Raw genomic sequence first — 13,317 nt, 5'->3', positions numbered from 1 at the left:
AGCAACCCACCGCCGAAACCTACATAACTCATTGAATCTCAAGGAGTTTTCCGTTTCGACTGCGCCGGAAGTGGGGCGAATTATAGACACCTGAGATCTGCCGTCAACCGTTAATTTCGCTTTTCTTTCAATCACTTGTAGATTGGTTAAAAAACGACCAAAGGTCTCTCTATATAGGAAGGAAACACAGTCCCCTCTATATAGAGGGATAGTCAGAGCACCCCAGCCGCCTTCAACTCAGCCACCGCACCCGCGCCCAAGCCCAGCACACTCTGCAGAACCTCCAGCGTATGCTCACCCAATAAAGGTGGCGCGCGACGATACTCAACCGGGGTCTGTGACAAACGGATAGGGCTGGCCACCTGCGGCACCATCCCCGCCAACGCATGCGGCAGCTCTATCGCCAGGCCGCGAGCTTTCACCTGCGGATCTTCAAACACCTGCGACAGATCATTGATCGGTCCGCATGGCACACCCGCTTGCTCCAGTTGAGCAACCCACTCAGCGGTCGTCTTGAAGACCGTCGCCTGGCGAATCAGCGGAATCAACACTCCCCGGTTCGCCACGCGCAGCTTATTAGTAGTAAAGCGCGGATCGTCGGCCCACTGCGGCTGCCCCGCCACTTCGGCAAACTTGCGGAACTGCCCGTCGTTACCCACGGTAAGAATGAAGTCGCCGTCGGCCGTAGGAAAGTCCTGATAAGGCACGATGTTCGGATGCGCATTGCCCAGACGCTTAGGCGCATTGCCCGTGGTCAGATAATTCATCGCTTGATTGGCCAGGCATGCAACCTGCACATCCAGCAACGCCATATCGATGTGCTGTCCGCCACCGTCGTGATCGCGATGAGCCAATGCCGCCAGAATCGCAACGGTCGAATAAAGCCCCGTCAGAATATCCGTCAATGCCACACCCACCTTCACCGGCCCGCCCCCCTCATCACCCTCAGGCCGACCAGTCAGGCTCATCAGCCCGCCCAGTCCCTGGATCATGAAGTCATAACCGGCGCGCTTGGCGTAAGGTCCCGTCTGGCCGAACCCGGTAATCGAGCAATAGATCAAATTCGGATTGATCGCCTTCAGCGATTCATAGTCCAAGCCATAAGCCGCCAGACCACCGACCTTGAAGTTCTCGATGAGAATGTCCGACTTCGCCGCGAGCTCGCGCACCAGCTTCTGCCCCTCGGGGCGAGTGAAGTCGATGGTCACCGATTGCTTGTTGCGGTTGGCCGACAGGTAATAGGCCGCTTCTGACGTGTTCTCGCCATAAGCGTCTTTAAGGAAGGGCGGCCCCCAGGCGCGAGTGTCATCGCCATTACCAGGGCGCTCGACCTTGATCACCTCGGCGCCAAGGTCGGCGAGGATCTGCCCGGCCCACGGCCCGGCCAACACTCGCGATAAATCCAGTACCCGCAGATGCGACAGCGCGCCCATGGTCGCTCTCCTATTAATAGAACGCCTGCAGACCGGTTTGCGCACGCCCAAGGATCAGCGCGTGAACGTCATGAGTACCTTCATAGGTATTCACCACTTCCAGGTTGACCAGGTGACGCGCCACGCCGAACTCGTCGGAGATACCGTTACCACCCAACATATCGCGCGCCATACGGGCGATGTCCAGCGACTTGCCGCAGGAGTTGCGCTTCATGATCGAAGTGATTTCGACCGCCGCCGTGCCTTCATCCTTCATACGCCCAAGGCGCAGGCAACCTTGCAGGGCCAGCGTGATCTCGGTCTGCATGTCAGCCAGTTTCTTTTGGATCAACTGAGTAGCGGCCAATGGACGACCAAACTGCTGACGATCCAGTGTGTACTGGCGAGCGGTGTGCCAGCAGAACTCGGCGGCGCCCAGAGCCCCCCAGGAGATGCCGTAGCGCGCGGAGTTGAGGCAGGTGAACGGGCCTTTCAAGCCACGCACGTCCGGGAAGATGTTCTCTTCCGGCACGAACACGTTGTCCATGACGATCTCACCGGTGATCGATGCCCGCAGACCAACCTTGCCGTGAATCGCCGGAGCACTCAGGCCTTTCCAGCCCTTCTCCAGTACGAAACCACGGATGTCGCCGGCGTCGTCTTTGGCCCAGACCACGAAGACGTCGGCGATCGGGCTGTTGGTGATCCACATCTTGGCGCCGGTCAGGCTGTAGCCGCCGTCGACTTTGCGGGCTCGGGTAATCATCGCGCCAGGATCGGAACCGTGGTTTGGCTCGGTCAGACCGAAGCAGCCGATCCATTCGCCAGAAGCCAGCTTCGGCAGGTATTTCTGTTTCTGTGCTTCGGTGCCGAATTCGTTGATCGGCACCATTACCAGCGAGGACTGCACGCTCATCATCGAGCGATAGCCAGAGTCGACACGCTCCACTTCGCGAGCAATCAGGCCGTAGCTGACATAGTTGAGGCCACTGCCGCCGTACTGCTCAGGAATGGTCGCGCCCAACAGGCCGACTTCACCCATTTCGCGGAAGATCGCCGGATCAGTTTTCTCGTGACGAAAGGCTTCGAGGACACGCGGTGCGAGGCTCTGTTGGGCGAATTGCTCGGCAGTGTCGCGGATCATGCGCTCTTCTTCGGTGAGCTGTTGATCCAGCAGCAGGGGATCGATCCAGTTGAAGCTAGCTTTAGCGCCCATGAGTGTGTCCTCGCAAATCGGCTGAATTAACGTGGCATTGATCCTAGGCGCGGTTCGCCGTCGCGGCAAACGAGGATTTCGCATTCTGTTGTGCTAATTTCTCACTCCGAAACGTCGCGAAATACCTTTTCTGCGGCGCATTAGTGAGGTTGACGTACATGCGCAGGAAAATCCCCAGCACCACCGCCCTGATCAGCTTCGAAGCCGCCGCGCGCCACGAGAGCTTCACCCGCGCAGCCGAAGAACTTTCCCTCACCCAAGGCGCGATTTGCCGACAGATCGCCAGCCTTGAAGAGTTCCTCAGCGTAGAACTGTTCCGACGCTCACGACGCGGAGTGAAACTGACCGAAGCGGGGCTTTCCTACAGTCGTCGGGTCGCGACGCAACTTGATGCGGTTGAGCGCGACACCCTCTCGGTGATGGGCCAACAAGGCACCAATGTGATCGAACTCGCGGTGGTGCCTACTTTCGGCACGCAATGGCTGCTGCCGCGTCTCAAGGATTTCCAGCTCAAGCACCCGGAAGTCACGGTCAACCTGACCAACCGCACGCGGCCCTTTCTGTTTGCCGATACCGAATTCGACGCGGCGGTCTATTTCGGTGATGCCGACTGGTCGGGTACCGAATCCCACAGACTGATGGGTGAGAATCCGATGCCGGTGTGCAGCCCTGCCCTACTCGGTAACAAGGCGCATCTGACAGCCGAAGAGATTGCCGAGCTACCGTTGTTGCAGCAGACCACTCGGCCCTACGCCTGGCGTCAGTGGTTCAACTCGCAACACCTGAATATCCCCCGCGACATGACAGGTCCGCGCTACGAGCTATTCTCCATGCTCGCCCAGGCCGCCATGCACGACATGGGCATTGCGCTGATTCCACCGTTCCTGATCCAGCGTGAACTGGCCGAGAAGCGCCTGGTGATTGCCAACCCGCAGGCACTCTCAAGCATCAAGGCCTATTACTTGATGATTCCCGAGCGAAAGGTCGAATCAGCGTCACTCAGGGCATTCCGCGACTGGCTGGTGAACCAGGCAAACAGCTACAGCCTAGAAGGATAAAGGCTTACAGCGATAACTAACCCCGTAGTCAGGAAAATAAAAGCCCTACAGATATAACTATTTGTCGCAATTCAACCGACTGTATCCGAAAGTCGTACAGACGTCCCACAAGCGCCTGACCACGTGGCTTTGAGCCTTCATCAACGACGCATTGCTGCCTATTCACGCCACCGATGAGAAATTTTTCCATATTCGGCCAGAATCCTTACAAGGCACGGCCTGCAAGGGATTCAGGCGGTCATCTGCGACATTCGGTCACGGCATGACTTGTAGTTAATTTTCCGTCACCCGTCATAATCCCTTGAAGGGCATAAAGTTCGCCTGCAAAATGCCGCGCCCCGCCCTGATTTGGCGGGATCGTGCTGATCGGCCGCCCCAGTCGCACCATCCGTAGTGCATGGGTTTACTCAATAAGATCACGCAGGAGATTTGACGTGCACATTGGTGTTCCTCTCGAAACCCAGACCGGTGAAACACGGGTTGCTGCAACCCCGGAAACCATTAAAAAGCTGATCAGCCAAGGTCATAAGGTCACTGTGCAAACCGGCGCCGGCGTTAAAGCCAGTGTGGTCGACAGTGCCTATGAAGCGGCAGGCGCAACCATTGGCAGTGCCAATGACGCGTTTGACGCCGAGCTGATTCTCAAAGTGGTCGCCCCAAGCGATGCCGAACTGACGCTGATCAAGCGCGGTACGGTGCTGGTGGGCATGCTCAACCCGTTCAACAACGACACCATCGCGAAGATGGCCGAGTGCGGCATTACCGCGTTCGCCCTCGAAGCGGCGCCGCGCACCTCGCGCGCGCAGAGTCTCGATGTGTTGTCGTCGCAGGCGAACATTGCCGGCTATAAGGCTGTGTTGCTGGCCGCTCACCACTATCCGCGCTTCATGCCGATGCTGATGACTGCTGCGGGCACCGTGAAAGCGGCGCGCGTGCTGATTCTCGGCGCCGGTGTGGCCGGGTTGCAGGCGATTGCCACGGCGAAACGTCTGGGTGCGGTGATCGAAGCGTCTGACGTGCGTCCGGCGGTGAAAGAGCAGATCGAATCCCTCGGCGCCAAGTTCGTCGACGTGCCGTACGAGACCGATGAAGAGCGCGAATGCGCCGTCGGTGTCGGTGGTTACGCGCGGCCAATGCCGGCGAGCTGGATGCAGCGTCAGGCGCAGGCCGTGCACGAGCGCGCCAAGCAGGCTGACATCGTCATCACCACCGCGCTGATTCCGGGCCGCAAGGCACCGACGCTGTTGAGCGCGGACACCGTGGCGCAGATGAAGCCGGGCTCGGTGGTCATCGACCTCGCGGCGGCTCAGGGCGGCAACTGCCCGCTGACCGTGGCTGATCAGGTCGTGGTCGAGAATGGCGTGACCATTTGCGGCCCGACCAATCTGGCCGGTGAAGTCGCTGCAGACGCTTCGGCACTGTATGCGCGCAACCTGCTGGACTTCCTCAAGCTGGTCTTCACCAAAGAAGGCCAGTTCGACGTCAACCTCGAAGACGACATCGTCGCCGCGTGCCTGATGTGCCGCGACGGCCAAGTCATCCGCAAAAACGCCTAAGCAGGGATTCAGACGATGGAAGAGCTTATCTCCCCCGGTATCTACAACCTGATCATCTTCGTGCTGGCGATTTACGTCGGTTACCACGTGGTCTGGAACGTTACGCCTGCGCTGCACACACCTTTGATGGCGGTAACCAACGCCATCTCGGCGATCGTGATCGTCGGCGCCATGCTTGCCGCTGCGCTGACCGTCACGCCACTGGGCAAAACCATGGGCACCCTTGCTGTGGCGCTGGCTGCGGTCAACGTGTTCGGTGGCTTCCTGGTGACCCGCCGCATGCTTGAGATGTTCAAGAAGAAAGCCCCGAAAGTAAAAGAAGAGGCGCCGAAGTAATGAGCATGAATCTCGTCACGACGCTCTACCTGATCGCGTCGATCTGCTTTATCCAGGCCCTCAAAGGTCTGTCGCACCCGACTACCTCGCGACGCGGCAACCTGTTTGGCATGCTCGGCATGGCGTTGGCGATCCTGACCACCGTGGGTCTCATCTATAAGTTGGGCGCTGAGCTCGCGACTGCCGGTATCGGTTACGTGATCGTCGGCCTGTTGGTTGGCGGTACGGCCGGTTCGATCATGGCCAAACGCGTTGAAATGACCAAGATGCCGGAACTGGTCGCCTTCATGCACAGCATGATCGGTCTGGCAGCGGTGTTCATTGCCATCGCCGCCGTGGTTGAGCCGCAATCGCTGGGTATCGTTAAACAGCTGGGTGATTCGATTCCAACGGGCAACCGTCTGGAGCTGTTCCTCGGTGCCGCGATCGGTGCGATCACCTTCTCCGGTTCGGTGATCGCGTTCGGCAAGCTGTCGGGCAAGTACAAGTTCCGCCTGTTCCAGGGCGCACCGGTACAGTTTGCCGGTCAGCACAAGCTGAATGCTGTGCTGGGCTTGGCGACACTGGCTCTCGGCCTGACCTTCATGTTCACCGGCAACCTCACGGCGTTCGCGCTGATGCTGGCGCTGGCGTTCGTGATGGGCGTGCTGATCATCATCCCGATCGGCGGCGCCGACATGCCAGTCGTGGTGTCGATGCTCAACAGCTATTCGGGCTGGGCGGCAGCGGGTATCGGCTTCTCGCTGAACAACTCGATGCTGATCATTGCCGGTTCCCTGGTGGGTTCGAGCGGCGCGATCCTCTCGTACATCATGTGCAAGGCGATGAACCGTTCCTTCTTTAATGTACTGCTCGGCGGTTTCGGCAACACGGCAGATGCTGGTCCTGCCGGTGCGAAAGAAGCCCGTCCGGTGAAGTCCGGTTCGGCTGACGACGCAACCTTCCTGCTGACCAACGCCGATACCGTGATCATCGTGCCGGGTTACGGCTTGGCGGTAGCCCGTGCACAGCACGCGCTGAAGGAACTGACCGAGAAGCTGACCCACCGTGGCGTGACCGTGAAGTACGCGATTCACCCGGTTGCCGGTCGTATGCCAGGCCACATGAACGTTCTGCTCGCCGAGGCCGAAGTGCCTTACGATCAGGTGTTCGAGATGGAAGACATCAACTCCGAGTTCGGCCAGGCCGACGTGGTGCTGGTGCTCGGCGCGAACGATGTGGTCAACCCGGCGGCGAAGAACGACCCGAAATCGCCGATTGCCGGCATGCCGATTCTCGAAGCGTTCAAGGCCAAGACCATCATCGTCAACAAGCGCTCGATGGCCAGCGGCTATGCCGGTCTGGACAACGAACTGTTCTACCTGGACAAGACCATGATGGTCTTCGGCGACGCGAAGAAAGTCATCGAAGACATGGTCAAAGCGGTCGAGTAACACCTCCGCTGCAACACGGAACGCCCCGACCTGTCGGGGCGTTTTTGTTTGCGCAAACAGTCGGACAATTTGCCGCGTTGTTGCAGATCCAGTAACGGTGTTTTACTTGAAACCCGCTGAATAGACGCCTCGTTTGCGACCTTGGTAGCGGGACAGGCGCCCGTCAAATTCACTAGACTGCGCATCCTGCTACTCGCTTCCCGAGATAATAATCCATGTACCGTGACCGTATTCGCCTGCCTTCGTTGTTGGACAAAGTGATGAGCGCCGCCGACGCAGCCGCTCTGATTGAGGACGGCATGACCGTCGGCATGAGCGGTTTCACCCGCGCCGGCGAAGCCAAAGCCGTCCCTCACGCACTGGCCGAGCGCGCCAAGGTCACGCCGCTGAAGATCAGCCTGATGACTGGCGCCAGCCTGGGCAACGACCTCGACAAGCAACTGACCGAAGCCGGCGTACTGTCGCGACGCATGCCGTTCCAGGTCGACAGCACCTTGCGCAAGGCAATCAATGCCGGCCAGGTGATGTTCATCGACCAGCATCTGTCGGAAACCGTCGAGCAACTGCGCAACCAGCAATTGAAGCTGCCGGACATCGCGGTCATCGAAGCCGTGGCCATCACCGAACAGGGCCACATCGTTCCGACCACTTCGGTGGGCAACTCGGCGAGCTTCGCGATTTTCGCCAAACAGGTGATTGTCGAGATCAATCTGGCGCACAACGCCAACCTCGAAGGCCTGCACGACATCTATATCCCGACGTACCGCCCGACGCGCACGCCGATCCCGCTGGTAAAAGTCGACGACCGCATCGGCAGCACAGCAATTCCGATCCCGCCGGAGAAAATTGTCGCCATCGTCATCACCCAACAGTCGGATTCGCCGTCCACCGTGTCAACGCCGGACGTCGATACCAACGCCATCGCCGAGCACCTGATCACCTTCTTCAAGCAGGAGGTCGACGCCGGGCGCATGACCAACAAGCTCGGCCCGTTGCAGGCCGGGATCGGCAACATTGCCAACGCGGTGATGTGCGGCCTGATCGATTCGCCGTTCGAAGACCTGACCATGTACTCCGAAGTGCTGCAGGATTCGACCTTCGACCTGATCGATGCGGGCAAGCTGAGCTTCGCTTCGGGCAGCTCGATCACCCTGTCGGAGCGGCGCAACAGCGATGTGTTCGGCAATCTGGAGAAGTACAAGGACAAGTTGGTGCTGCGTCCGCAAGAGATCTCCAACCACCCGGAAGTGGTCCGTCGCTTGGGCATCATCGGCATTAACACGGCGCTGGAGTTCGACATCTACGGCAACGTCAACTCCACTCACGTCTGCGGCACGCGGATGATGAACGGCATCGGCGGTTCCGGTGACTTCGCACGCAACGCGCATCTGGCGGTGTTCGTGACCAAGTCGATCGCCAAGGGCGGCGCGATTTCCAGCGTAGTGCCGATGGTCAGCCACGTTGACCACACCGAGCATGACGTCGACATTCTGGTGACCGAAGTCGGGCTGGCCGACTTGCGCGGCCTGGCGCCTCGGGAGCGTGCGCGAGTCATCATTGATAACTGCGTGCACCCAGACTTCCGCCAGGCACTGAACGATTACTTCACGGCAGCCTGTGCAATCGGTGGTCACACACCGCACATCCTGCGCGAAGCCTTGAGCTGGCACATGAATCTGGAAGAAACCGGGCGCATGCTCGCCGTGTAATTCACACAGATATTCCGCTGATGCAAACACAGTTTGCCTCAGCGGACTTTCGCAAGCCTCCCACCTTACAAAAACTGTACTGCTGTACTGGTCATTTCCTACAGCATTTGCCTACCCTTTCAACGCAAATGAGCGAAAACGCACCACTTAAGTGCGGACAGGTACAGTTTGCTCAATTTTGACCCGTACACCCCCTATAAACAGTTAACTGGTCACTCACAATACAGTTGAACTGTATCTAGAGAGACTTGGCAAACGAGAGGATCATGGGCACCAGTCAAACCACTACCTGATCCCGCCACAAGCGGAAGGATGTCAACCATGGAACGTACACTCAGTTCCGAACTGTTCTTCGAAGACAAAGCTGTAAACACCCAGGCTTCCCTGCCTCTGCGCGTTATCGCCAACCTGATGTTGTGGCAGCGCCGCATCTCCAGCCGCCATCAACTGGCTCGTCTGGATTCGCGTCTGCTGGCTGACGCCGGTATCAGCGAAGCACAACGCTACGAAGAGCTGAGCAAGCCGTTCTGGCGCTAAGTAGCGTCGCTGGCTCTGGTCGTTAGACCCACCGCCAGCAACCCGAATTGAACAAACAAAACCCGTCGTGGGAAACCACGACGGGTTTTGTCGTTTTAGCTCTTGAAAAGCAATACCAGTACAGTTCAAATAATTCTAAATCATACCATTACAATTGTTGGAGGTGCCAAAGGCTGCGATCGTTTGATCTTGAAAATCCAAAGCAAAAGATCGCAGCCTTCGGCAGCTCCTACCGTTTTTCGTCTGGATGCTGGTTTGGCGAGCGTATCTGCGCCTAATATCCACGCAGAACGTGGCGAATGCTGTGTCACTGGCGTCTGACTCCTCAGATACCGAGCCACCTCTCAATACGGTTTATCCACAGGAGTTACCCCATGTCCCGTCTTCGTCTTCGTCTGCTCAGCGCTGCCGCCCTGCTGGCCGTGGCTGCCAACGCCAGCGCCACCAGCTTCATTGTCACCACCGACGCCGTTGTCGGTGCACTGAAGTCTTCGTCCGACGCAACTTCCGACGTCTCCTCGTCCTTCCGTGACGACAAAATCGTTCTGGCTGCCCGGGACGACGCCGCCAGCTTCGTCGCCAGCGAAGGCGAAATCCGTGGGGTGAAACTGGAAAGCGCACTGGATCACATCCGTCACCAGGCGCCACAACTGCAAGCCACTGACGCACAGCTGGCTCAAGCTATTCTGACGATCTAAGCGACAGACACGGTTCGGGACACGCCGGGCGTGTCCCGATGTTTCGGCGCTGGCTCTGGCCCGGGCATTGCGCTAGCCTTTGGGCTCACCAGAAATTACCGAGTCCGATGCGCTTTCTTTCAAATCTACTGATCCCCTCTGTATTGTTCAGCACCTGCTGGGCGACGCCGGTCAATGCCTTTGATGCCTTCAATGCGTCGACCCAAGGCACCGTCGTCAGTGGTTACGCCACCAGCATGGTGTCTTCCGCACCTTTCGACCGTAAACTACTGCTCGCCGCCCGCGATGACGCGGCCGCGTTTGTTGCCAGTGACGGTGAATGGCGAGGTGCTCGTCTGGAATCCGCGCTGCATTATTTGCGTAAAACCCGGCCGAAACTTCATGTCAGTGACCTTGAACTGGCAGAGGCAATTCTCGTCCAATAGTTATCCTGTTCCCCGTTATCCTTGCCCCTCCGGAGTCGTTCCATGCGTAGCCCGCTGATTGCTGCCGCCCTTGGCCTGTTTTTGTTGGCCGACGTGGCCCAGGCGCACACCCTGGTAGCCACCAGTAACATCATCGTTCGTGCGTCCCAGCGCACCATCGATTTCACTTCCGACACCACCACGTCGATTCGCGATTCGAAAATCATCCGCGAAGCGCACGATGACGCTGCCAGTTTCGTCGCCACTGACGGTGATATCCGTGGCGCGCATCTGGAAGCTGCGCTGAACACCCTGCGCACCCGTGTGCCGGAAGCGCGCGACGCCAGTGATCAGGTACTCGCCGAAGCCATCCTCGCACTGTGAAGTCACTCGGCGCCTGGCTGCTGGCCGGGGCGTTGTTGCTGCTTGGCAACAGTGCCCACGCCGGCCTGCAATTGCGGCTCAAGACCGACGGTCTGAGCCCTGCCCAACAACAGGCCAGCCAGGCGCTGATCGATGAGGCGATGCAAAAGCTGCCGCCGAGTTTTATCGAGCGGCTGGATCGGCGTATCGATGTTGGCTGGACCGACGACATGCCCGGCAATGCCTACGGCCAGGCCACGCTGGTTTCCGAACTCGATCTGAATCGCAAACTGCTCGCCGGCCTGACCGATGGCAGCGCGGCCAAAGAAAAAACCAATCGCCCCCACGGCACTGTGCGCCAGGAACTGCTCGCCACGGTGCTGCATGAAATCACCCATATTTATGATCGTGCGCGCCTGTGGCCAGATGCTGAACGCACACTGATCCAGCGCTGCACGCGTCGTTTCAACAGCGCCGGGCTGATCGGCATTCCCGACGAGTGTCGCGGCCAGAACGGCCGTCGCTTCACCCTCAGCGATGATCCGCGTCTGCTCGACCTCGCCGGTTGGCAGCAATACGTAGGTCGTCGTGGTGAACGCGAACAACACAACCGGCAGATCGCCCGCAGCCCGGATCTGTACGAAATCTCCAGCCCGAAAGAGTTCGTCGCAGTCAACATGGAGTATTTCCTCCTCGACCCGAGCTATGCCTGCCGTCGTCCGGCGCTGTATCGCTATTACCAGCAACACTTCGGCTGGGCGCCGCCAGCCAAGGACACCTGCAGCAAGACCTTCGCGTTTTTGAACGCGGGCAACGATTTCGCCAAGCAACCTTTAGGGCAAGTCGATCCGGAACGGGTTTACGCCGTCGACTACCTGCTGGCCGAGGCCAATCAGAACTGGGTCAGCCGCTGGGGCCACAGTATGTTGCGTCTGGTGATCTGCGCACCGGGCCGCCCGCGCGGGCCGGATTGCCGGCTCGATCTGGATCAACATCTCGTGTTGTCGTATCGCGCGTTCGTCGGCGATGTGCAACTGTCGAGCTGGGACGGACTGGTCGGCAAATACCCATCACGGCTGTTCGTCCTGCCATTGGCGCAGGTCATCGACGAATACACCAAGACCGAACTGCGCAGCCTCGCCTCGGTGCCACTGAACCTGTCCCGCGACGAGATCGAAGGCGTGGTCGAACACGCCGCCGAAATGCACTGGAGCTACGATGGCAACTACTTCTTCCTGTCCAACAACTGCGCGGTAGAAGGCCTGAAGCTATTGCGCAGCGGCAGCAACAACACGCAGTTCGTGGGCCTCGACAGCATCATGCCCAACGGCTTGCTGGAAGTGATGAAGGGCCGTGGTCTGGCGGACACCAGTGTGCTGGATGATCCGAAAGAAGCGTTGCGTCTGGGTTATCGCTTCGACTCGTTCCGCGATCGCTACCAGGCGATGTTCGATGTGCTGAAAAAGCAATTACCGATCAAGCAGAACACCGTCGAGGAATGGCTTTCGCTGACAGCCGAAGAACGCCGTGAGTGGTTCGAACGTGCAGATTTGCGCACCAGCGCCGCGCTGCTGTTGCTGGAGCAAGCCAGCTATCGCCGCCAATTGCTGCTGGCGCAGGACGAGGTCAAGCAGCGTTACCTCGGCGCTCGCGAACTGGAAAACGGCGGCATGGACAAGGCCAATGCGACCTTGCAGGAAATCCTCGCCAATAGCGGGTTCCTCAGCCGACCGGCAGAATTGCTCGACGCCAAGGGTTACGGACTGCCGCAGCCGACCGAGTTCACGCGACTGGAAGCGGAGAGCAGTCAGCGGCAGAAGAAGTTGCTCGCTCTGTCAGGCGATCTCGACGCCGAAGTGCGTAAGTTGCTGGAGCCCAAGCGCGCTGCCGAGATTGCCGCCAGCGAGGAGAATGTGAAGCAGATTGGCGCGCATCTGCGCAAATTGCACAAAGCCTCGGGCGGACTGGAACTCCCCTGAAAAAAAGACCGCAGCCATTGGCTGCGGTCTTTTTTATTGCCTGCGAATCAATACAAAACGCCATCGAGAATTTCGTAGACGATCCCGCTGCCCACCGCGATCAGCACAATATCGCCTCCCGCCCGGCGCCATTCGTAGCCCGGATACACCGGCAAACGACCTAACGCGCGGTTATCCAGACGCTCGCCGTAATAGCCGTGCGGCAACGGCCGGCCACGCTCCAGATGAATCCCCGGCGGCGGCGGTGCGCCGCGTACGAAGTAGCCATGATTGTCACGAATGGTCTGGCGCACCGGGCCAAAATCGCGTGGAGGCGGGCCGCCACGGTGATCGTTGGGCGGGACACGATGATCGTCGCGATGATCATTACCATGGTTGTCGTACTGGCCCTGCTGCGGGCCGCCGTGGTCGTGATCATCGCGCTGATCGGCGCTGGCCAGCAGCGGTGTCGCACTGATCAACAGCACGCCCAGTCCGGCCATCAGACGTTTCGGCATTTTCATCGGGTCTTTCCTCACGGCACAAACAGCAAAAAGGGCTGCAGAACGATGTTCTGAAGCCCTCGGTCTTGCTTGTTTAGTCTGTGCCGCGAGGTGCTAATTCCTCTGTATCAGGA

Annotated in this window: 13 protein-coding genes; 10 read left to right on the top strand and 3 right to left on the bottom strand. The window is 59.0% G+C overall.

Annotation, left to right across the window (positions count from 1 at the left end):
• Positions 1-212: 212 nt before the first annotated feature.
• Together WA225_RS19000 and WA225_RS18995 are read right to left on the bottom strand one after the other, a co-directional pair.
• The gene (locus tag WA225_RS19000; protein WP_422609115.1) at positions 213-1,433 is read right to left on the bottom strand and encodes a CaiB/BaiF CoA transferase family protein; all 1,221 of its coding nucleotides are present in this window, start codon (positions 1,431-1,433) and stop codon (positions 213-215) included.
• 13 nt (positions 1,434-1,446) lie between these two features.
• The gene (locus tag WA225_RS18995; RefSeq protein WP_422609114.1) at positions 1,447-2,628 is read right to left on the bottom strand and encodes an acyl-CoA dehydrogenase; all 1,182 of its coding nucleotides are present in this window, start codon (positions 2,626-2,628) and stop codon (positions 1,447-1,449) included.
• A gap of 158 nt (positions 2,629-2,786) precedes the next feature.
• Between WA225_RS18995 and WA225_RS18990 the strand changes: the two genes are divergently transcribed.
• From WA225_RS18990 to WA225_RS18945, 10 genes are all read left to right on the top strand, one after another.
• On the top strand, positions 2,787-3,686 hold the full coding sequence (locus WA225_RS18990; protein ID WP_422609113.1) for a LysR family transcriptional regulator: 900 nt from the start codon (positions 2,787-2,789) through the stop codon (positions 3,684-3,686).
• A gap of 434 nt (positions 3,687-4,120) precedes the next feature.
• Complete coding sequence (locus tag WA225_RS18985) at positions 4,121-5,242, top strand: Re/Si-specific NAD(P)(+) transhydrogenase subunit alpha (protein ID WP_422609112.1); 1,122 nt, start codon at positions 4,121-4,123, stop codon at positions 5,240-5,242.
• Positions 5,243-5,257: 15 nt separating this feature from the next.
• Positions 5,258-5,578: an NAD(P) transhydrogenase subunit alpha gene (locus WA225_RS18980; RefSeq protein WP_003187417.1), complete on the top strand. Its 321-nt coding sequence runs from the start codon at positions 5,258-5,260 to the stop codon at positions 5,576-5,578.
• Complete coding sequence (locus tag WA225_RS18975; protein ID WP_016985542.1) at positions 5,578-7,011, top strand: NAD(P)(+) transhydrogenase (Re/Si-specific) subunit beta; 1,434 nt, start codon at positions 5,578-5,580, stop codon at positions 7,009-7,011. The genes WA225_RS18980 and WA225_RS18975 overlap by 1 nt, the downstream gene beginning before the upstream one ends.
• 215 nt (positions 7,012-7,226) lie before the next feature.
• Positions 7,227-8,720, top strand: coding sequence for an acetyl-CoA hydrolase/transferase family protein (locus WA225_RS18970; protein WP_008081132.1), 1,494 nt, complete (start codon positions 7,227-7,229; stop codon positions 8,718-8,720).
• A 321-nt stretch (positions 8,721-9,041) separates the two neighbouring features.
• Complete coding sequence (locus WA225_RS18965) at positions 9,042-9,257, top strand: DUF1127 domain-containing protein (RefSeq protein WP_007911656.1); 216 nt, start codon at positions 9,042-9,044, stop codon at positions 9,255-9,257.
• Between the two features lie 374 nt (positions 9,258-9,631).
• A complete protein-coding gene (locus WA225_RS18960; RefSeq protein ID WP_422609111.1) occupies positions 9,632-9,955 on the top strand; it encodes a DUF2388 domain-containing protein in 324 nt (107 codons plus the stop codon).
• 107 nt (positions 9,956-10,062) lie between these two features.
• Entirely contained in the window at positions 10,063-10,380 is a 318-nt protein-coding gene (locus tag WA225_RS18955; RefSeq protein WP_422609110.1) for a DUF2388 domain-containing protein, read from the top strand.
• 42 nt (positions 10,381-10,422) lie between these two features.
• Positions 10,423-10,743, top strand: coding sequence for a DUF2388 domain-containing protein (locus tag WA225_RS18950; protein ID WP_422609109.1), 321 nt, complete (start codon positions 10,423-10,425; stop codon positions 10,741-10,743).
• Entirely contained in the window at positions 10,740-12,701 is a 1,962-nt protein-coding gene (locus WA225_RS18945) for a DUF4105 domain-containing protein (RefSeq protein ID WP_422609108.1), read from the top strand. The genes WA225_RS18950 and WA225_RS18945 overlap by 4 nt, the downstream gene beginning before the upstream one ends.
• 47 nt (positions 12,702-12,748) lie before the next feature.
• On the opposite strand, the gene WA225_RS18940 is transcribed toward WA225_RS18945, so the two are convergent.
• Positions 12,749-13,204, bottom strand: coding sequence for an anti-virulence regulator CigR family protein (locus tag WA225_RS18940; protein ID WP_422609107.1), 456 nt, complete (start codon positions 13,202-13,204; stop codon positions 12,749-12,751).
• Positions 13,205-13,317 lie beyond the last annotated feature (113 nt).

Source organism: Pseudomonas sp., from assembly GCF_049300855.1.
Lineage (GTDB): Bacteria > Pseudomonadota > Gammaproteobacteria > Pseudomonadales > Pseudomonadaceae > Aquipseudomonas.
Note: the sequence above shows the minus strand (reverse complement) of the source record. Positions and strands in the feature narration are given on the sequence as shown.